Source organism: Streptomyces sp. NPDC055243 (assembly GCF_044544025.1).
GTDB lineage: Bacteria > Actinomycetota > Actinomycetes > Streptomycetales > Streptomycetaceae > Streptomyces.
In genome coordinates this window covers 267,787-287,109 of record NZ_JBITWR010000003.1, presented here as the reverse complement: position 1 = coordinate 287,109, position 19,323 = coordinate 267,787, and the positions used below count along the sequence as shown (strand labels likewise).

The 19,323-nt window shown below is 71.8% G+C and carries 15 protein-coding genes; 6 read left to right on the top strand and 9 right to left on the bottom strand.

The window, feature by feature from the left end; translation table 11 throughout:
- Positions 1-64 precede the first annotated feature (64 nt).
- From ACIGXX_RS11125 to ACIGXX_RS11115, 3 genes are all read right to left on the bottom strand, one after another.
- Entirely contained in the window at positions 65-2,221 is a 2,157-nt protein-coding gene (locus ACIGXX_RS11125) for a family 20 glycosylhydrolase (protein ID WP_399974760.1), read from the bottom strand.
- Positions 2,222-2,473: 252 nt separating this feature from the next.
- Entirely contained in the window at positions 2,474-3,814 is a 1,341-nt protein-coding gene (locus ACIGXX_RS11120; RefSeq protein WP_351159560.1) for an NAD(P)/FAD-dependent oxidoreductase, read from the bottom strand.
- Between the two features lie 168 nt (positions 3,815-3,982).
- Entirely contained in the window at positions 3,983-4,918 is a 936-nt protein-coding gene (locus ACIGXX_RS11115) for a TIGR01777 family oxidoreductase (RefSeq protein WP_399974756.1), read from the bottom strand.
- 62 nt (positions 4,919-4,980) lie between these two features.
- Here ACIGXX_RS11115 and ACIGXX_RS11110 point away from each other — a divergent pair, with 62 nt between their 5' ends.
- Together ACIGXX_RS11110 and ACIGXX_RS11105 are read left to right on the top strand one after the other, a co-directional pair.
- The gene (locus tag ACIGXX_RS11110; RefSeq protein ID WP_399974752.1) at positions 4,981-5,469 is read left to right on the top strand and encodes a GNAT family N-acetyltransferase; all 489 of its coding nucleotides are present in this window, start codon (positions 4,981-4,983) and stop codon (positions 5,467-5,469) included.
- Between the two features lie 118 nt (positions 5,470-5,587).
- Positions 5,588-6,769 (top strand): PP2C family protein-serine/threonine phosphatase, encoded by a 1,182-nt coding sequence (locus tag ACIGXX_RS11105; protein WP_399974749.1) that lies wholly within the window; start codon positions 5,588-5,590, stop codon positions 6,767-6,769.
- 45 nt (positions 6,770-6,814) lie between these two features.
- Here ACIGXX_RS11105 and ACIGXX_RS11100 read toward each other — a convergent pair whose 3' ends face one another.
- Positions 6,815-7,495, bottom strand: a complete 681-nt coding sequence (locus ACIGXX_RS11100) for a TetR family transcriptional regulator (RefSeq protein WP_361470554.1) — start codon at positions 7,493-7,495, stop codon at positions 6,815-6,817.
- Positions 7,496-7,651: 156 nt separating this feature from the next.
- Between ACIGXX_RS11100 and ACIGXX_RS11095 the strand changes: the two genes are divergently transcribed.
- Both ACIGXX_RS11095 and ACIGXX_RS11090 read left to right on the top strand, forming a co-directional pair.
- A complete protein-coding gene (locus ACIGXX_RS11095) occupies positions 7,652-8,437 on the top strand; it encodes an SDR family NAD(P)-dependent oxidoreductase (RefSeq protein ID WP_383827187.1) in 786 nt (261 codons plus the stop codon).
- A gap of 104 nt (positions 8,438-8,541) precedes the next feature.
- Complete coding sequence (locus ACIGXX_RS11090; RefSeq protein WP_351159547.1) at positions 8,542-9,330, top strand: peptidoglycan recognition protein; 789 nt, start codon at positions 8,542-8,544, stop codon at positions 9,328-9,330.
- 84 nt (positions 9,331-9,414) lie between these two features.
- On the opposite strand, the gene ACIGXX_RS11085 is transcribed toward ACIGXX_RS11090, so the two are convergent.
- The gene (locus ACIGXX_RS11085; protein ID WP_351160639.1) at positions 9,415-9,939 is read right to left on the bottom strand and encodes a DUF4240 domain-containing protein; all 525 of its coding nucleotides are present in this window, start codon (positions 9,937-9,939) and stop codon (positions 9,415-9,417) included.
- Positions 9,940-10,144: 205 nt separating this feature from the next.
- Here ACIGXX_RS11085 and ACIGXX_RS11080 point away from each other — a divergent pair, with 205 nt between their 5' ends.
- Together ACIGXX_RS11080 and ACIGXX_RS11075 are read left to right on the top strand one after the other, a co-directional pair.
- On the top strand, positions 10,145-11,101 hold the full coding sequence (locus ACIGXX_RS11080; protein ID WP_351160637.1) for an SDR family oxidoreductase: 957 nt from the start codon (positions 10,145-10,147) through the stop codon (positions 11,099-11,101).
- 49 nt (positions 11,102-11,150) lie between these two features.
- Positions 11,151-12,122, top strand: coding sequence for a WYL domain-containing protein (locus ACIGXX_RS11075; protein ID WP_361470549.1), 972 nt, complete (start codon positions 11,151-11,153; stop codon positions 12,120-12,122).
- 104 nt (positions 12,123-12,226) lie between these two features.
- Here the strand turns inward: ACIGXX_RS11075 and aceE are convergent, their stop codons facing one another.
- From aceE to lpdA, 4 genes are all read right to left on the bottom strand, one after another.
- Positions 12,227-14,923 (bottom strand): pyruvate dehydrogenase (acetyl-transferring), homodimeric type, encoded by a 2,697-nt coding sequence (gene aceE, locus ACIGXX_RS11070; RefSeq protein ID WP_361470547.1) that lies wholly within the window; start codon positions 14,921-14,923, stop codon positions 12,227-12,229.
- Between the two features lie 290 nt (positions 14,924-15,213).
- Positions 15,214-15,837, bottom strand: a complete 624-nt coding sequence (locus tag ACIGXX_RS11065) for a GntR family transcriptional regulator (RefSeq protein WP_351159541.1) — start codon at positions 15,835-15,837, stop codon at positions 15,214-15,216.
- Between the two features lie 136 nt (positions 15,838-15,973).
- Entirely contained in the window at positions 15,974-17,785 is a 1,812-nt protein-coding gene (gene sucB / locus ACIGXX_RS11060; RefSeq protein ID WP_399974742.1) for a 2-oxoglutarate dehydrogenase, E2 component, dihydrolipoamide succinyltransferase, read from the bottom strand.
- A gap of 60 nt (positions 17,786-17,845) precedes the next feature.
- Complete coding sequence (gene lpdA, locus ACIGXX_RS11055) at positions 17,846-19,234, bottom strand: dihydrolipoyl dehydrogenase (protein ID WP_351159536.1); 1,389 nt, start codon at positions 19,232-19,234, stop codon at positions 17,846-17,848.
- Between the last annotated feature and the right edge of the window lie 89 nt (positions 19,235-19,323).

Below are 19,323 nucleotides of genomic sequence, written 5' to 3'. Positions count from 1 at the left end.
TTATGTAAGGGGGGGGCTGCGCAGCCCCGCCCCTTACCTGGTCCAGTCCGGGCTCAGGCCGGGATCAGTCCAGGCGTGCGACCTCCTCGGGGGACAACGCCTCGTCCCACGTGGTCAGTTCGTCGAGGTCGCCCCGCAGGCTCACCTTCTCCGTCCCGATGGACCGCAGCGGCAGGGGGATCGACGCCGCGACGGACCCGACCCGCTTCCCGTCGGCGTACAAGGTGGTGTGCCCCGGAGCCGTCACCCACGTCAGCCGCGTCCAGCGGTCCAGCGGCAGCGTGTGGTCGAAGCTGAAGTCGGCCGCGCCGTACCGCGTGAAGCCGACCCTTCCGGTGCCGTGCTGCATCAGCTTCAGCGCGCCCGCCTTGGAGCTGAGTAGGACCTGGTCCGCGGTCCTGGCCGTCGGACGGACCCGCACCGACACGGTCCACGGCTCGGCGACGTCGAGGCCGCCGAAGCCCACGCCGTCCCGGTCGGAGTCGAAGCGCCAGGCCTGGCCGCGCACACCGTCCACGGGGGTGGGGTTGTTGATGATGTACGAGGTGCCGGGCAGGCCGCCCGCCACGTCCTCGGCGAGGATGGTGTTGCCGGGGCTGCCCGCGTACGTCCAGCCGCTGGGGTACGCGGCGTCGTCGAACGTCCAGTGGTGGCTCGGCCGGCCCTCGACTCGCGGCGGCACCGGCGCGGGCGTGGTGCCCGGCGGGTCGCCGATGCGGGCGGCGCGGGCCCTGAAGTCGGCGAGCGTGTCCGGCGTCGCGGACTTGTTCCAGGCGCGGTCGGCGAGGATCGCGCGGGGGCCCGCCATGTGCTGTTCGAAGTAGCCGTCGTCGGCCCAGAAGTTGTAGTCGGCCCAGTTGGTGACGCCGGAGCCGAGCATGTCCCGGTCGGTGTTCGGGGCCCAGCCGTCGTACATCCAGGGCTCGTCCGGATACAGGTGGTGGTAGTTGTTCGGGGTGTCGTAGAACGGGCCGATGGCGATCTCGTCGTGCCCCGGGATCTCCGGCTCGGCGCCCGTGCCCTCCCAGGTGAGGAAGACGACCGGGGAGTGGACCTTCTGCTGGGGCGCGTCGAGGTGCTCGGAGCCGTTGTAGACGGCCGTGCGCTTGCCGTGCGAAGTGACCACGTCGTCAAGGGTGTTGATGTAGCGGTTGAGCAGGTCGCCGAGCGTGGACACGTCGGGCGCGCTCGCGAGGTGGTTCTTCACGCGCGGGCATTCGGCCAGCTGGCCGGGGACCTCCTCCGCGCCGATCGAGAACAGCGGCGCGTCGAACCAGCCCGCGAACTCGTCGACGATCTCCTTCGACTTCGCGATCGCCCTGTCGCTGGTCATGTCGATGATCCAGTCGGGCGTGAGGTGCGAGTGCGTGTGCTCGCCCGTGCACGCGCCGGCGCCGGACCCGAAGCCGATGCCGAAGGCCTCGCTGATCACCGTGGCGTGGCCGGGGAGTTCGAGGCCGGGCATCAGCTGGACGTGATGGCGGGCCGCGAAGGCCTTCAGGTGCTCGATGTCGGCGCGGCCGTAGCTGTGGTCGGGGTCGGCCAGGCCCGGGAACTTCGGGCTGTGGAGGCGGAAGCCCTCGGACTCGGAGAGGTGCAGGAAGAGGGTGTTGAGCTTCTGGTCGCCCATCCTGCGGATCAGGTTCTCCAGGTAGGGGATCTTCCAGTACTTGCGGCCCGCGTCCAGGTGGACCATGCGGATCGCCTGCGCCGGTCGGTCGGTCGAGCGGGCGCGGGGGACGGCGCGGTGGTCGTCGGCCGTGGAGCGCAGGAGCTGGAGGAGGGTGCGGGTGCCGTAGTAGAGGCCGTGGGTGGAGGCGGCTTCGACACGGATCGGGCCCGCGCTGTCGAAGCGGTAGCCCTCGGCGCCGAGATTGCCCTTGGCGGTGAGGCCGAGCGTGATGTCACCGTCGGCGGGGCGGCCCTGGCTGGGCGCGATCCGGGGGGTGATGCCGGTGATCTGCTTGATCTCCGTACGGAGCTGGGTGGCGAGCTTGCGTACGGACTGGTGGGCGGGGCCCGGGAATTCGCCGCGGCCCGAGGGGAGCGCGGTGGTGGATCCGGCGCGCGGGTCGATCAGGATGCGGGTGCGCTCGGTGAGTTTCGTGCGGCCGTCGAGCGCGGTCCAGTCGGTGGGGCGGGGGACGACGGAGGGGGTTTGGGTGTCCGTCGCGGCCGCGGCATCCGGGGTGGCTGTGGCTTTGGCTGTGGCTGTCGGCAAAGACAGACCTCCTATGACTAGGCCCAGGATGAGCGATATCACCGGCATGGTGCGACGCACGTGATGCCTCCCGCGGCTTGTCGATCCGGTGGGACCGTAGCCGTGGAGTACCTGTGTGGCAAGGGGGGTTGCAGGGGTGTGCGCAGTTCGGTGATGCGCAGGGAGGGGGTGTTGTGGGCGGCGCATAGGTCGGATGGATGAGGCGACAGGGCTCAGGCGGCGGACTCCAGGCGACAGGCTCAGGCGACGGGCTCAGGCCGCCATCGGCAGTTGCCCCGTCCCGTACGCCGGATCCACCCCGAAGTCCGCGAGCGCCGCCCGCGCCGCGCGGCGGCCCGAGTGCAGCGCTCCCTGCACCGTGCTGGTGTCCCGGTGGTCCCCGCACACGTAGAGCCCCGCGAGCAGCCGCACCGGGCGGCGCAGATCGTGCGGGGGCGGCATCGCGGGCACCGCCTCGCGGGTGTGGTGGACGGCGAGTGTCTCCCAGCGGGCGGTCGACGTGCCGTACAACTCGGCCAGGTGGGCGAGGACGGCACGCTCGTCCGGCGGCGGGCCCAGGACGGTCGACGAGATGAGCGCCCGGCCCGCGGGGGCGCGCGACGGGTCGACGTGGCTGACCACGGCCGTGTGCGCGACCGGCCCCGAACGGTCGGCGTCGAGCAGCAGGGCGGGCTCGGCGAGCGGCGGCTCGGGAGCCGCGTGGTGCACCACCGTCACCTGGTGGAAGGGCGGCACGCGCAGGCCGGGAAGGAGTTCGGCGGCGGCCCGGGCGTCGGTGGCCAGCAGGACGGCGCGGCAGCGCACTTCGCCGTGGTCCGCGGTCGTGACCGAGGTCGTGGAGACCGCCGTGACGCGTACGCCGGTGCGTACCGTGCCCGGTGGCAGAGCGGCCGCGAGGAGCTCGGGCAGCACCTCGGCGCCGCCCTCCGGCAGACACAGGCGGCCGCTCGCGAAGGAGTGCAGGGCGAGGTCCGCGCACCGGCTCGACGTCGTCAGGTCCGGGTCGCACAGGAGCGCCGAGAGCAGCGGGCGCAGAAAGCCGTTGACGGTGCGCGCGGGCAGACCGCGGGCGAAGAGGGCCTGTGCCGCCGGGAGTTCGGGGCGGGCGAGCAGGCGTTTCGGGGGCGTCGCCGCGATCCTGGCGAGTGCCGCGCCGAGGCGGGCCTGGTCGAGCGCGCCGCCGAGGGGGGCGGTGCGGGGCGCGGTCCGTGCCGTTCGCGAAGCCCTGGGGGCGCTTGCAAGGGCGCGTGCGGCGGTGAGTGCGCCCCTTGCGCGCCGGGGGCCCGTGGGCTCGACGGCGCGGTGGTGCCGGCCGTCGCTGTGTACCAGGACGCCGGGCACGAAGGGCCGCAGTACGAGTGCGTCGAGGCCCGGTGCGAGGCGCAACTCGGGATACGACGTGGTGAGCAGCTGCCCGATCCTGTCGAGCCGGAACCCGTCGACCTTCTCCGTCGACATGCGCCCGCCGACGTAAGGGGCGGCCTCCAGGACGACGGCCGTTACACCGGCACTGGTCAGCTGGTGGGCGGCCGACAGTCCCGCGACCCCCGCCCCCACGATGACGACATCCGCATGGTGCGAAGGCTCTAGCACGTGCCCCTCCCCGAGGTTGCGCGGCTGCTGGGGACGTCATGCCCTCAACAGGGCTCTGGAATCACCGAGTTCCGCACGAGGGTAGGAGCCGGGGCGTTCAGCGGCAGTCGCGCATCGACCGAGCACGGTCGCACGCCGGTCGCACGGCGATCGCGGACGCGAAGCCGGTCACCGCAGCGCCGCGCGGATCGACTCCTCGATGCCCGGGAACGCGAACGAGAACCCCGACTCCAGGAGCCGCGTCGGCAGGACCCGCTGGCTGCCGAGCACGTCGCCGGCCATCTCGCCGAGCACCACGCGCAGCGCCGGCCGCGGTGCCGTGAAGAGCGTGGGCCGGTGCAGGACCCGGCCCATCGCGGCCGTCACCTCACGGTTGGTGAGCGGATCGGGCGCCGTCAGGTTCACCGGCCCCGTCAGCGTCTCGGTGTCGAGCAGGTGCCGCAGCGCGGCCACCGCGTCGTGCAGCGAGATGTAGCTCCAGTACTGCCGGCCGTCGCCGAGGCGTCCGCCGAGCCCCGCCTTGAAGAGCGGGAACATCCGCCCCCAGGCCCCGCCCTCGCGCGCCACCACCAGGCCGTTGCGCGCGAACACCGTGCGGATGCCCGCTTCGTGCGCCGCTGCCGCCGCGCCCTCCCACTCCACGCACAGGGAGGGCAGGAAGCCCTCCCCGGCGGGCGCGCTCTCGTCCACCGCGCGTTGACCGGTGTCTCCGTAGTAGCCGATCGCGCTCGCGCACAGGAACACGCGGGGCGGCACGTCCAGCGAGGCCGCCGCCTCGGCGAGCGCCGAGGTGCCGAGCACCCTGCTGTCGCGGATCTCCTGCTTGTAGGCGGCCGTCCAGCGGTGGTCGCCGACCCCGGCTCCCGCCAGGTTGACCAGCGCGTCGCAGCCCGCGAGCCCCGCCGTGTCGACGTACCCCTCCTTGGGGTCCCATCGCACCTCGTACTTCGTACGAGGTGCCCGGCGCACCAGTCGCACCACCTCGTGACCGTCGTCGGTGAGGGCGCGGGTCAGCGCCGTTCCGATGAGGCCGGACGCACCGGCCACGGCGATACGGGACCGCCGCGCTGAAGGGGCTGGCTGCTCGGACTCGGTGGGCTCCATGACGCCATCCTGCCCCGGAAACCCGCCGAGAGGCGCCCGGTGTCCGTCGTACAGTGACGCCCATGCCGGACACGCACATACGTACCGCTCTGCCGGACGACGAAGAAGCCCTCGGCCGCCTCGACCGCGTCACCTGGTCGACCCTGCACGCGGTACAGCCTGCCCCGCAGCTCCCGTACCCGCCGTTCTTCAGCGAACGCTTCGGCCCGCGCGACCACTTGGTGGCCGAGCTGCACGGCGAAGTGGTCGGCTACATACGGATCGGTTTTCCCACCTCCCTCCTCGCCAACGCCCACGTGCGCCAGATCCTGGGCTTCGCCGTCGCGGACGAGGCACGCGGCAGGGGAGTGGGACGCGGGCTGGTCAGGGCCGCGGTGGAGCTGGCCCGCCGCCAGGGCGCGCGGCGCGTCACGCTGCGGGTGCTCGGGCACAACACTCCGGCCCGGACGCTCTACGCCTCCGAGGGCTTCGTCGTCGAGGGGGTGCTGCCGGGCGAGTTCTTCCTCGACGGCGCGTACGTGGACGACGTGCTGATGGGGCTCGTGCTCTGACCCGCCCGGGGGCCGCCATGGCCCCCGGGCGGGGATTCGGCACCCGACGGACCGGCCCGGCGTGCGGCGGGCACGCGCGCGTAGGAGCGTGGGGAGGTCGACCGGAAGGAGCGAACCGATGTTCAGGGTCGCTGCTGCCAGTCGGCGGGACCGGGAGGAGCCGGGGTGGCTGCGCGGCGCGCCGCCGCCCCCCTGGGTGCGCTGGCCGCCGCCCGTGCTCCTCGCCGTGATCTGCGTGATCCAGCTGTCCACCCCGAAGACGGTCGACCTCAGCTTCCTGCTCGCCGCCGTGCCGCCGCTGGCCGCGCTGTCGTACGGCGCGTCGGCCACGGCCCTCCTCGGTGGCACCGTGGTGCTGCTGCTCTACGTGCCGGGCTTCGGACTGGGCCGCCCCGGTGACAGCGATGTCCTGACGGTCGCCTTCGTGGCGCTCCTGAGCATCGTGTTCGCCTGGGTACGCAGTCGGCGCGACACCCAGCTCGTCACCGTCCGCACCGTCGCGGAGGCCGCCCAGTTCGCCGTCCTGCCGCCGCTGCCGGAGCGCGTGGGCCCGGTGCGCTGCGCGGGCCTCTACCGCGCCGCGCAGGGCGGGACGCTGGTCGGCGGCGATCTCTTCGACGTGCGCAAGGCGCCCGGCGGCGTACGGGCGCTGGTCGGCGACGTGCAGGGGCACGGCCTCGCCGCCGTCGGCACGGTCGCCGCGCTGCTCGGTGCCTTCCGGGAGGCGGTCCTCGACCAGCCCGACCTGGAGGGGGTGGCCGCCCGTCTCGACCGGCGTCTGGTGGTCGACTCCGAGGAGGCCGAGCACGCCGAGCTCTTCGCCACCGCCGTCCTCCTGGAGTTCCGGGACGACGCCCCCGAGCTGCGGATCGTTTCCTGCGGACACCCGCCCCCGCTGCTGCTGCGCGGTGGCGCCGTCCAGGAGCTCGCCGTGGCGCCGGGCGCTCCGCTGGGCCTGGGGATCGCCGGTGTCGCCCCGCCCGAAGGGGTGACCGTGGGCCTGAAGCCCGGCGACCGGCTGCTCGTGGTGACCGACGGGGTGACCGAGGCGCGGGACGCTTCCGGCGCCTTCTACCCGCTGGCCGAGCGTCTCTCGGTGCTCTCCGCCGACGTGCTGGACGATCCGGCGGCGCTGACGTCCGTGGTCTGGAGGGACCTGGTGCGGTTCTCCGGCGGGGTCGGGGACGACGTGGCGCTGCTGGCGTTCTCGCTGGACGTGGGGCTCGACCTACGGCTTGACCGTGGGCCGGGGCCGGGGCCGGGGCCGGGGCCGGGGCCGGGGCCGGGCTCGGAGCTGTAGCCAAGGACAGGGCTTGATCCGGTGCCGCGGTGGGGGCGCCGCGCCTCAGTGGCCGTCGCGGCGGGGGTCGAGAAGCCGCAGCCCGCCCGTCAGCTCGCGCAGACAGCGCACCGCAAGGACGGCGGGGGAGCCGGGCCCCTCGGTGGGTGCGTCCGTGGCGGCCCAGGTCTCCAGGGCCAGGCGGATGGCGTCGGTGGCGGCCGCGGCGGCCAGGCGCACGTCCAGCTCGTCCGCGCCGTCCCCGGCCAGGCGGGCGAGCACGGGCACGAGCTGTTCCTCGGACTCCTGGTTCACGCGGTACCAGACGGCGCGCAGCGCCGGATCGTCCTGCGCGGCGCGCAGCAGGCCGCGGGTCCACTCCAGGGAGTCGGCCGCGCGGTCGTCCGCGGCGGTCAGCGCGTCCGCGATGGACTGCTCCAGGGCCGTCGGCACGCCGGTGGCCGGGTCGAGGCCCGCCAGATGGGCCCGCCACTCGGCGGCGCCCCCGGCGAGGAGCGGCGCGACCGCGTCCTGCTTGTTGCGGAAGTACCGGTAGAAGGTGCGCAGCGCCACTCCGGCCCGGCCCGCGATCTCCTCGGCGGTGGTGCCGTCCGGGCCGCGCTCGGCGAAGAGCTCGGCGGCGGCGCGGGCGATGTCGAGCTGCGTGGCCGCTTTGCGGCGCTCGGTCAGTGACGGCGGTGAGGGCTGTGACGGCGGCGGCGATGGCTGCGACGGATGGGTGCTCACCGTCGCAGCCTACGCGCGGCCCTCACCCTGATACATGAATTGTCGCCATGGCAAAACGTGCCAGAGAGGCGTACATTGAAATCAGATCGGGAAGGCCGGGTCCATGGGCGCATCCATGGACGGATCCGGGAGCCCGGAGTTGATCGGAGGCATTTCATGAACCGCTACGCAGGCCGTCGCGCACTCGTCACCGGCGGTGGCTCGGGCATCGGACAGGCCACCGTCCTGCGGCTTCTCGAAGAGGGCGGCGAGGTCGTGGCCGCCGACGTCAGCGAGGCGGGCCTGAAGGACACCTCCGAGAAGGCGGGCGCGGCGGCCGACCGCCTCACCACCCTCGTGGTCGACATCGCGGACGAGACCTCGGTGCGCGAGGGCGTCGCCGCCGCCGTCACCGCGCTCGGCGGCCTGGACGTCCTGGTGAACGCGGCGGGCGTGCTCCGCTCCTCGCACACGCACGAGACCAGCCTGGATTCCTTCAACCGCGTCATCCAGGTCAACCTGGTCGGCACGTTCCTGGTGATCCGCGAGGCCATCCCGGCGCTGCTCGAAGGCGATGACGCCGCCGTGGTCAACTTCAGCTCCACCTCGGCGATGTTCGCCCACCCGTACATGGCGGCGTACGCGGCGAGCAAGGGCGGCATCCAGTCCATGACGCACGCGCTGGCCGCCGAGTACGGCAAGCAGGGCATCCGGTTCAACGCCGTCCAGCCCGGCTCCATATCCAGCGGCATGACCGACGGCAGCGGCGCCAGCAGGCAGAGCGTGGGCCCCGGCCTGCCCCAGGACGCCGACATGAGCCTGTTCGTGAAGCTGGCCCCGGCCATCGGGCAGGGCTTCGCGGGACCGGAGTCCGTGGCCTCGGTGGTCGCCCTGCTCGGCTCGGAGGACGGCAAGTTCATCACCGGCACCGAGGTCCGGGTCGACGGCGGCACCCACTTCTGACGGACCGGGCGCTCCGGCCTCAGGGCCGGCCGCCTCGGCCTCCGGTTCAGCCGAGTGGCGGACCGCGGATCGCGGGCGGTGCGGGTGGGCCGGAGAGTCGGACCATGCGTGTCTTCCGTGGGGTGTCCGCGGCGCGCCTGCCGTTGGCGGTGCGTGTGGCGCTGTGCTGCGTGCCCGCCGCCGTGGTCGCGGGGCTTCTGCTGATGTGCGCGCTGTTCGCGGGGCCCGGAGCCTCGGGGGAGCCGGGGCGGGAGGACGAGGGCGCGGCGCGGCGGGCAGCGGGGCATCCGGCGGCCCGGCCTCACGTGGTGCCGCGGGCCAAGTGGCTGGCCGGTGCGGTGCCGGCGCCGCCCGTCCGGTACGCCGACCGGGTCCGGGCGGTGTTCGTGCACCACACGGACTCGCCGAACGGCTACGACTGCGCCGATGCCCCGCGCATCATCCGCTATCTGTACGCGGGCCAGGTCGAGGGAAGGAAGTGGGACGACATCGGCTACAACTTCCTCGTCGACCGGTGCGGGACCGTCTACGAAGGGCGTGCGGGAGGCATCGAGAGGGCCGTGGTCGGCGCGCACACGCAGGGCTTCAACCAGGGGTCGGTGGGGATAGCGGCGATCGGGACGTTCACGGCGGGGGTCCCCGTCCCCAAGGTGATGACCGATGCGGTGGCGGCGCTGGCCGCGTGGAAGCTCGGGCTCTCGGACGTGGACCCGCGCTCCACGGTGCGGCTGGTCTCCTCGCACAGCCTCAGCAAGTACGCGGCGGGGACGAGCGGGAAGTTCAGCGCGGTCTCGGGGCACAACGACGGCTACTACACGCACTGCCCGGGCGCGGCCCTGACGGCCGCGCTCCCCGCGATCAGGGAGAGGGCCGCGCGGTTGCAGAGCCGGTAGAGCCGATAGAGCCCGTAGAGCCCGTAGAGCCCGTAGAGCCCGTAAAGCCGGGGACCCGGTGGAAGCCGCCGGGATGTGCGGGCCTCAGTCGATCTCGCCGAATCGTTCCCACAGCTTGGGGTAGCGCTGGGCCATCGTCGCCTCGTTCTCGAAGTCGAGCGGTGTCCCCGCCGGCTCCTGAGGGGCGGGAGCGATGCCGAGGTCGGGGGTGACGACGCCGGTGAGCTGTTCGTAGGCCTCGTCCGCCGCGAAGCCGAGCTCCTCGCCGTCGCCGTCGATCTCCTCGTCGAAGTCGTCGAGGAGATCCGCCAGCGAGTCGGGGTCGTGCAGGGCTCCCTCGAAGACCTCACGCCCCTGGCCGATCAGCCAGCAGCGGAAGTAGTCGAAGGCGTCGTCGCTCGCGCCGCCGAGGATGATCCAGGAGGCTCCCCAGAGGTCCCAGCGGTACGCGCGGTTGTAGCGCGCCTCGAAGTGACGGGCGAAGTCGAGCACCATGTCCGGCTCGAGCTCCAGCAGCCTCTCGGTGAGCAGGTCCGCGTGGTCCTCGGGGTCGCCCTCGGCGGCCACGCGGGTGCGGTCCACGATCTCCCAGAACTCCGTCTCGTCCATCACGGGACAAGCATCGGTCCTGGGGGGTGGGTACGCACGCGGAGTGCGGCGGATGCGGCTGTCTCGTTATGCGTGCACATGCCCATGGAAAACCCGACAGCAGATGTCGGCATTGGGTGGCAGCCTCACAAGCATGGACAGCGACACGTACAGGGACATGGACAGGGACATGGACAGGGACACGGACGGGGACATGGACGGCGAGATGGACCGCACCCACGCAGTTCCGCAGCCACTGACCGGGAAGATCGCCCTCGTCGCCGGGGCCACCCGCGGCGCCGGCCGCGCCATGGCCGTGGAGCTCGGCCGGGCCGGAGCCACGGTGTACGCGACGGGACGCACGACCCGCGCGCACACCAGCGAGGTCGGCCGCACCACGGAGACCATCGAGGAGACCGCGGAGCTGATCACCGCCGCGGGCAGGGAGGCGGGCGGGACAGGCACCGGAATCGCCGTACCCACCGATCATCTGGAGCCGGAGCAGGTCGAGGCGCTCGTCGAGCGCATCGACCGCGAACAGGGCCGCCTGGACATCCTGGTCAACGACATCTGGGGCGGTGACGTCCACGTCGAGTGGGACAAGAAGATGTGGGAGCACGACCTCGGCAAGGGGCTGCGCCTGATGCGCCTGGGCATCGAGACCCACATCGTCACCAGCCGGTACGCGCTGCCGCTGCTCGTCAAGAACCCCGGCGGCCTGGTCGTCGAGGTCACCGACGGCACCGAGGAGTACAACGGCCCCAACTACCGCAAGCCCTTCTACTACGACCTGGCCAAGGCGACCCCGCTGCGGATGGCGCGCGGCCTCGCCGAGGAGCTCAAGGAGTACGGCTGCACGGCCCTCTGCCTGACCCCCGGCTGGCTGCGCTCCGAGTTCATGCTCGACACGGCCTTCAAGGTGACGGAGGAGAACTGGCAGGAGGGCTGCGCGCAGAACCCGCACTTCGCGATCTCCGAGACCCCGACGTTCATCGGCAGGGCCCTGGTCGCGCTGGCCTCCGACCCCGAAGTGGCCCGCTGGAACGGCACCTCGCTCTCCAGCGGCGGCCTCGCCAAGGAGTACGGCTTCACGGACGTCGACGGTTCGGCGCCCGACGCCTGGCGGTACCTGACGGAGGTCGACCAGGAGAGCAAGACCGCGGACGTCACCGACTACCGCTAGCGGCATCGTGGGGGCATGCGCGCTCTACCGCTAGCGGCATCATGGGGGCATGCGCGCTGCCCGCCTCATCAAGATGGTGCTTCTGCTCCAGGCCCGCCCCTCCATGACCGCCGCCGAGCTCGCGGGCGAGCTCGAAGTCTCCGAGCGGACCATCACCCGGGACGCCCAGGCGCTTTCGGAGGCCGGCGTCCCGGTCTACGCGGACCGCGGCAGGACCGGCGGCTACCGCCTCATCGGCGGCTACCGCACCCGGCTCACCGGCCTCGGCCGCAGCGAGGCGGAGGCCCTGTTCCTGTCCGGAGTGCCGGGCGCGCTGCGGGAGATGGGCCTGGAGGACGCGGCGTCGGCGGCCCGCCTGAAGGTGTCGGCGGCGCTGATGCCCTCACTGCGGGACGCCTCGCAGAACGCCTCGCAGCGGTTCCACCTGGACGCGCCGGGCTGGTTCAAGGAGACGCCGGCGCCCGAGCTGCTGCCCGCGCTGGCGGACGCGGTGTGGGACGACCGGTGCGTAACCGCCCGCTACCGGCGCCAGGACGCCGAGGTGGAAAGGGAGTTGGAGCCCTACGGCCTCGTGCTCAAGGCCGGTGTCTGGTACCTGTGCGCGCGGGTGCCCGACACGGGCTCGTTCCGGGTGTACCGCATCGACCGGTTCACCGCGCTCGCCGCGGGCGAGGAGCGCTTCGTACGCGACGAGGAGTTCGACCTGCCGGGCTTCTGGGAGGAGCGGGCCGCGCAGTTCGCGCGCGCGATCCTGCGCTCCGAGGTCGTGCTGCGGCTCTCCGAGCAGGGCGTACGACAGCTGCCGTACGCCACGGACTCGGCGTCCACGCAAGAAGCGCTGACGACCGCGAGCGCCCCGGACGGCGAGGGCTGGGTGACGCTGACCCTCGCCGTGGAGAACGAGACGGTCGCCTACACCCAGCTCATGTCCCTGGGCCCGGAGGCGGAGATCCTGGAGCCGACGACCCTGAGGGAGCGATTCGCGGCAGCGGCCCACCACATGGCCGGCCGCTACCGGTAGTCGCCACCGGGCATCGGGTGGGTGGGCGTGAAAGAAACCGAAGACGCACCCGCAGCCGAAAGCGGGCCCCCGCCACCCGGCAGGGACCCGCATCAGGCCGAAGGCTACAGACCGTACTTCGCCCGAGCTTCCTTCACCGCGGAAGCGGGAACCTCGCCCCGCCGCGCCAGCTGCGCGAGCGCGGCCACGACGATCGACTCCGCGTCGATGCCGAAGTGGCGACGCGCGGCGTCACGCGTGTCGGAGAGGCCGAAGCCGTCCGCGCCCAGCGACGAGTAGTCCTGCTCGACCCACTGCGCGATCTGGTCCGGCACCTGGCGCATGTAGTCGGAGACCGCCAGCACGGGACCCTGCGCACCCTCAAGTGCCGTACGCACGTACGGAGTGCGCTCCTCGCCCCGCAGGATCGCCTCGTCCGCCTCCAGGGCGTCGCGGCGCAGCTCGGTCCAGGAGGTCGCGGACCACACGTCGGCGGCCACGCCCCACTCCTCGGCGAGCATCTTCTGCGCGGAGAGGGTCCAGTGGATGGCCGTGCCCGAACCGATCAGCTGGATGCGCGAGGCGTTGGCGGCGGGGGAGTGCCCCGCGGTCTCGGCCGTGTTGAAGCGGTAGAGGCCCTTGATGATGCCCTCGTCGACACCCGCGGGCTTCGCGGGCTGCGGCATCGGCTCGTTGTAGACGGTGAGGTAGTAGAAGACGTTCTGGTCCTCACCGGGGGCGGCGTCGCCGTACATCCGGCGCAGACCGTCCTTGACGATCGCCGCGACCTCGTAGGCGAAGGCCGGGTCGTACGACATGGCGGCGGGGTTCGTCGCGGCGATCACCGGCGAGTGACCGTCCGCGTGCTGCAGACCCTCACCCGTCAGCGTCGTACGACCGGCGGTGGCGCCGACGAGGAAGCCGCGGCCGAGCTGGTCGCCGAGCTGCCACATCTGGTCGGCCGTGCGCTGCCAGCCGAACATCGAGTAGAAGATGTAGAACGGGATCATGGCTTCGCCGTGCGTCGCGTACGACGACGACGCGGCGATGAAGTCCGCCATCGAGCCGGCCTCGGTGATCCCCTCGTTGAGGATCTGGCCGTCCTTCGCCTCGCGGTAGTACATCAGCTGGTCGCGGTCGACCGGCTCGTACGTCTGGCCCTTGGGCGAGTAGATGCCGAGCGACGGGAAGAGCGACTCCATGCCGAAGGTGCGCGCCTCGTCGGGGACGATCGGCACCCAGCGCTTGCCGGTCTCCTTGTCGCGGATCAGGTCCTTGACCAGGCGTACGAAGGCCATGGTGGTGGCCATCGACTGGCTGCCGGAGCCCTTGTCGAACGAGGCGAACGACTTGTCGGCCGGTGCGGGCAGCGGCGCGATCGGCTGCGTGCGGCGGGCCGGGGCAGGACCGCCGAGCGCGGCACGGCGCTCCTGGAGGTAGCGGACCTCGGGGGCGTCGGCGCCCGGGTGGCCGTAGGGCACCTGGCCGTCGACGAACGCGCTGTCCGGGATCGGCAGCTCGAGGAGGTCGCGCATGTCCTTGAACTCGTCCACCGTGAGCTTCTTCATCTGGTGGTTGGCGTTCTTGGACTCGAAGCCCTTGCCGAGCGTGAAGCCCTTGACCGTCTGCGCGAGGATCACGGTCGGCGCGCCCTTGTGGGTGAGCGCCGCACGGTAGGCCGCGTAGACCTTGCGGGCCTCGTGGCCGCCGCGCGAGAGGTGGAAACACTCGCTGATCTTGTCGTCCGTGAGCAGCTTGCCCAGCTCGACGAGCGCGGGCTCGGAGCCGAAGAAGTGCTCGCGGATGTAGGCGGCGTCGCGCGTGGCGTACGTCTGGAACTGCGCGTCCGGCACCTCGCGCAGGCGGCGGACCAGCGCGCCCGTGGTGTCGAGCTGGAAGAGCTCGTCCCAGGCGTTGCCCCACAGGACCTTGACGACGTTCCAGCCGGCGCCGCGGAACTGGGCCTCCAGCTCCTGCACCACGCGGAAGTTGGCGCGGACGGGGCCGTCGAGGCGCTGGAGGTTGCAGTTGATGACGTACGTGAGGTTGTCGAGACCCTCACGCGCGGCGAGCGCGAGGGCTGCCGTCGACTCGGGCTCGTCCATCTCGCCGTCACCGAGGAACGCCCACACGTGCGAGGCGGAGACGTCCTTGATGTTGCGGTTGGTGAGGTAGCGGTTGAAGCGCGCCTGGTAGATCGCCGACAGCGGGCCGAGGCCCATGGAGACGGTCGGGAACTCCCACAGCCAGGGCAGACGGCGCGGGTGCGGGTAGGACGGCAGGCCGTTGCCGCCCGCCTCCTGGCGGAAGTTGTCGAGCTGCGTCTCGTTCAGACGGCCGTCAAGGAAGGCGCGGGCGTAGATGCCGGGGGAGGCGTGGCCCTGGATGTAGAGCTGGTCGCCGGACCCGTCACCCTCCTTGCCCTTGAAGAAGTGGTTGAAGCCGGTCTCGTACAGCCAGGCGGCGGAGGCGAAGGTGGCGATGTGGCCACCGACGCCGTGTTTGCTGCCCCGGGTCACCATCGCGGCCGCGTTCCAGCGGTTCCACGCGGCGATCCGCTGCTCCATCGCCTCGTCGCCCTCGACGGCCGGCTCGGCGGAGGTGGGGATGGTGTTGACGTAGTCGGTCTCAAGGAGCTTGGGCAGCGCCAGGCCCGCGCCCTCGGCGCGCTCCAGCGTGCGTCGCATCAAGTACGCGGCACGGTGCGGCCCGGCCGCCTGGGTAACGGCGTCCAGGGAGGCCTGCCATTCGGCGGTCTCCTCGGGGTCGCGGTCCGGGAGCTGGTCGAGCTCGCTCGGCTGGATTGCGGAGGGGTCGGTCATGTCGCCGCCTTCCTGAGTCGGAGGGGGTCCCCTGTTCGGTAAGGGGTGGGGTTGCCCGAAGTCTTTGGCAGGACAGGGCGTGAGGCTCTGGTGTGAGCCCGTCGGAGACTCTAACTCCGTGATCGATGATCGATCAAAGGGTTGAAGGCGAAAACTCCTTCATATTGAGAAAGTAGGCATCCGGTGCCAACAAACCGGGCACGCGGTGCCTTCGATTTGAAGGAACGTCGCAGGTGAGAGCACGTATGAGCGCCCTCGTGCTCCTACGGTGAGCGGTGCCGCGGGGACCGTCAGGGGCGGGGCGCGCAGCCCAGCACGTGGGACTTCACCAGCTCCGCGATCGCGGGATCCCGCCGCTGGAAGGCCGAGACCAGGGCCTCGTGCTCCTCCGCGTACGACTGCTGCACCGTGCCGAGCCAGCGGATCGACAGGGCGGTGAAGACCTCGATGCCCAGGCCCTCCCAGGTGTGCAGCAGAACGGAGTTGTTGGCGGCCCGCACCAACTCCCGGTGGAAACCGACCGTGTGCCGCACCTGAGAGGTGCCGTCGGCGGCCCGGTCCGCCTCGTACAGGGCGGCGACATGGGGCTCCAGGGCCGAGCAGTCCTCGGCCAGGCTCTCGGCCGCCAGCTCCGCGGCGATGGCCTCCAGACCCGCACGGACGGGGTAGCTCTCCTCCAGGTCCGCCGCGGTCAAGTTCCTTACGCGGACGCCCTTGTTGGGCGCGGACTCGATGAGCCGCAGCGTCTCCAGCTCGCGCAGGGCCTCGCGCACGGGAGTCTGCGAGACCTCCAGCTCCACGGCGATCCGCCGCTCCACGATCCGCTCGCCCGGCTGCCAGCGCCCGCTGACGATCCCCTCCACGATGTGCTCGCGGATCTGTTCGCGCAGCGAGTGAACGACGGGCGCGGTCATGTGGGCTCCTCCGGCGGGGGCAGCGCCCCAGGGCGTGGTGACCCCTAGACAATACGGCGACGCCCCCGCCCGGAAACCTCCGAACGGGGGCGTACGCCCTGATGAGACGAGTCTTACAGCCCTGCGGGCCGCACGACTACAGGCCGAGCTCGACCTCGAACTCGCCGGCCTCCAGGATCGCCTTGACCGTGGTCAGGTAGCGGGCGGCGTCCGCGCCGTCCACCAGACGGTGGTCGTAGGAGAGCGAGAGGTACGTCATGTCACGGATGGCGATGGTCTCGCCGAGGTCCGGGTGGTTGATGACGACCGGACGCTTGACCGTGGCACCGATGCCCAGGATCGCGGCCTGGTTCGGCGGCACGATGACCGTGTCGAACAGGGCACCGCGCGAACCGGTGTTGGAGACCGTGAAGGTGGCGCCGGACATGTCGTCCGGGGTGAGGCCACCGCCACGGGCCTTGCCGGCCAGCTCGGCGGTCTTCTTGGAGATACCGGCGATGTTCAGGTCGCCCGCACCCTTGATGACCGGCGTCATCAGACCCTTCTCGGCGTCAACGGCGATGCCGATGTTCTCCGAGTCGAAGTACGTGATGGTGCCTTCGTCGTCGTTGATCCGGGCGTTGACGACCGGGTGGGCCTTCAGCGCCTGGGCGGCGGCCTTGACGAAGAACGGCATCGGGGAGAGCTTGACGCCCTCGCGAGCCGCGAACGAGTCCTTCGCCTTGGCGCGCAGCTTCATCAGCTTCGTGATGTCGACCTCGACGACCGAGGTCAGCTGGGCCTGCGAGTGCAGCGCCTTCATCATGTTGTCGCCGATGACCTTGCGCATGCGGGTCATCTTGACCGTCTGGCCGCGCAGCGGGGACGCCTCGATGGCCGGGGCCTTCGCGGCGGCCGGGGCAGCGGCGGCGGCCGGAGCCGGAGCGGTCTTCTTGGCCTCGGCGGCCGCGATGACGTCCTGCTTGCGGATGCGGCCACCGACGCCGGTGCCCTTGACGTCCGAGAGGCTCACGCCGTGCTCGTTGGCCAGCTTGCGCACCAGCGGCGTGACGTACGCGCCGTCGTCGGCCGGGGAGGCCGGGGACGCCGGGGCGGCAGGCGCGGCCGGTGCCTGAGCGGCGGGCTTGGCCTGGGCGGGCGTGGCCGGAGCGGCCGGAGCCGCGGGCTGCGCCGGGGCGGCGGGCTGCGCGGGGGCGGCGGGCTGTGCCGGAGCGGCGGGCTGCGCGGGAGCCGGGGCGGCCTCCTGCTTGGGCGCCTCCTGCTTGGGCGCCTCCTGCTGCGCGGGGGCGGCCGGGGCCTCCTCCTTGGCGGGAGCCGGCGCGGCACCGGGAGCGCCGATGACGGCGAGCTTGGCACCGACCTCGGCGGTCTCGTCCTCGCCCACGACGATCTCGAGCAGCACGCCCGCGGTCGGGGAGGGGATCTCGGTGTCGACCTTGTCCGTGGAGACCTCGAGCAGGGGCTCGTCCTCCGCGACCTCCTCGCCGACCTCCTTCAGCCAACGGGTGACGGTGCCCTCGGTGACCGACTCGCCCAGTGCGGGCAGCGTGACGTCGGTACCGGAGGCGCCACCGGCCGGTGCGGCAGGGGCCTCGGCGGCGGGCGCCTCGGCGGCGGGAGCCGGAGCCGCGGGGGCCTCGGCGGCCGGGGCCGGAGCCTCGGCCTGCGCCGGCTCGGCGGCCGGGGCGGACTCGGCGGCGGGGGCGCCGCTGCCGTCGTCGATGACGGCCAGCTCGGCGCCGACCTCGACGGTCTCGTCCTCGGCGACCTTGATGGACGCCAGGATGCCGGCGGCAGGGGAGGGGATCTCGGTGTCGACCTTGTCGGTCGAGACCTCGAGCAGCGGCTCGTCGGCCTCGACGCGCTCGCCCTCGGCCTTCAGCCAACGGGTGACAGTGCCCTCGGTGACGCTCTCGCCGAGCGCCGGAAGGGATACGGAAACCGCCATGGTTTCAGTTGCTCCTTACGAATTGCGGAAGTCTGTGGTCGTCGCGCCCGAAACTGAGGGTCAGTCGTGGGAGTGCAGCGGCTTGCCCGCGAGGGCCAGGTGGGCCTCGCCCATCGCCTCGTTCTGCGTCGGGTGGGCGTGGATGAGCTGGGCGACCTCGGCCGGCAGCGCTTCCCAGTTGTAGATCAGCTGGGCTTCGCCGACCTGCTCGCCCATGCGGTCGCCGACCATGTGGACGCCGACCACGGCACCGTCCTTGACCTGGACGAGCTTGATCTCGCCCGCGGTCTTGAGGATCTTGCTCTTGCCGTTGCCCGCCAGGCTGTACTTGAGGGCGACGACCTTGTCCGCGCCGTAGATCTCCTTGGCCTTGGCCTCGGTGATGCCCACGGAGGCGACCTCGGGGTGGCAGTACGTCACCTTCGGCACGCCGTCGTAGTCGATCGGGACGGTCTTGAGACCGGCCAGGCGCTCCGCCACCAGGATGCCCTCGGCGAAGCCGACGTGCGCGAGCTGGAGGGTCGGCACCAGGTCGCCCACGGCCGAGATGGTCGGGACGTTGGTCTGCATGTACTCGTCGGCGAGGACGTAGCCGCGGTCCATCGCGACGCCCTGCTCCTCGTAGCCGAGACCGGCGGAGACCGGGCCGCGGCCGATGGCGACCAGAAGCACCTCGGCCTCGAAGGTCTTGCCGTCGGCGAGGGTCACGCGGACGCCGTCCTGCGTGTACTCGGCCTTCTCGAAGAAGGTGCCGAGGTTGAACTTGATGCCGCGCTTGCGGAACGCGCGCTCAAGAAGCTTCGAGGAGTTCTCGTCCTCCACCGGCACGAGGTGCTTGAGGCCCTCGACGACGGTGACCTCGGAGCCGAAGGACTTCCACGCCGAGGCGAACTCGACGCCGATGACGCCGCCGCCCAGGATGATCGCGGACTTCGGCACGCGGTCCAGGGTCAGCGCGTGGTCCGAGGAGATGATGCGGTTGCCGTCGATCTCCAGGCCCGGCAGCGACTTCGGCACGGAGCCGGTCGCGAGGAGCACGTGGCGGCCCTGGACACGCTGGCCGTTCACGTCCACGGAGGTCGGCGACGAGAGCTTGCCCTCGCCCTCGATGTACGTCACCTTGCGCGAGGCGATGAGTCCCTGGAGGCCCTTGTAGAGGCCCGAGATCACGTCGTCCTTGTACTTGTGGACGGCCGCCATGTCGATGCCCTCGAAGGTGGCCTTCACGCCGAACTGGTCGGCCTCGCGTGCCTGGTCGGCGATCTCGCCGGCGTGCAGCAGCGCCTTCGTCGGGATGCAGCCGTTGTGCAGGCAGGTGCCGCCGACCTTGCCCTTCTCGATCAGGGCGACGTCCAGGCCCAGCTGCGACGCGCGCAGTGCCGCGGCGTAACCGCCGCTACCGCCGCCGAGGATCACTAGGTCGAAAACGGTGCTGGCGTCGTTCGCCACGTCACGTCCTCCATGCATGTGCGCCGTACGCCGGACCCCTTTTCTCGGGGGACGACCGGTCGGTCGGCTGGTATCGGCCGCTCTTGTTT

Bases quoted from the DNA above. Each gene is read 5' to 3' on its own strand.
- ACIGXX_RS11075 (WP_361470549.1), top strand. From the start codon at position 11,151: ATGCGCGCTGCCCGCCTCATCAAGATGGTGCTTCTGCTCCAGGCCCGC.
- ACIGXX_RS11065 (WP_351159541.1), bottom strand. From the start codon at position 15,837: ATGACCGCGCCCGTCGTTCACTCGCTGCGCGAACAGATCCGCGAGCAC.
- ACIGXX_RS11110 (WP_399974752.1), top strand. From the start codon at position 4,981: ATGCCGGACACGCACATACGTACCGCTCTGCCGGACGACGAAGAAGCC.
- ACIGXX_RS11105 (WP_399974749.1), top strand. From the start codon at position 5,588: ATGTTCAGGGTCGCTGCTGCCAGTCGGCGGGACCGGGAGGAGCCGGGG.
- ACIGXX_RS11095 (WP_383827187.1), top strand. From the start codon at position 7,652: ATGAACCGCTACGCAGGCCGTCGCGCACTCGTCACCGGCGGTGGCTCG.
- sucB (WP_399974742.1), bottom strand. From the start codon at position 17,785: ATGGCGGTTTCCGTATCCCTTCCGGCGCTCGGCGAGAGCGTCACCGAG.
- ACIGXX_RS11115 (WP_399974756.1), bottom strand. From the start codon at position 4,918: ATGGAGCCCACCGAGTCCGAGCAGCCAGCCCCTTCAGCGCGGCGGTCC.
- aceE (WP_361470547.1), bottom strand. From the start codon at position 14,923: ATGACCGACCCCTCCGCAATCCAGCCGAGCGAGCTCGACCAGCTCCCG.
- ACIGXX_RS11090 (WP_351159547.1), top strand. From the start codon at position 8,542: ATGCGTGTCTTCCGTGGGGTGTCCGCGGCGCGCCTGCCGTTGGCGGTG.
- ACIGXX_RS11080 (WP_351160637.1), top strand. From the start codon at position 10,145: ATGGACCGCACCCACGCAGTTCCGCAGCCACTGACCGGGAAGATCGCC.
- ACIGXX_RS11085 (WP_351160639.1), bottom strand. From the start codon at position 9,939: ATGGACGAGACGGAGTTCTGGGAGATCGTGGACCGCACCCGCGTGGCC.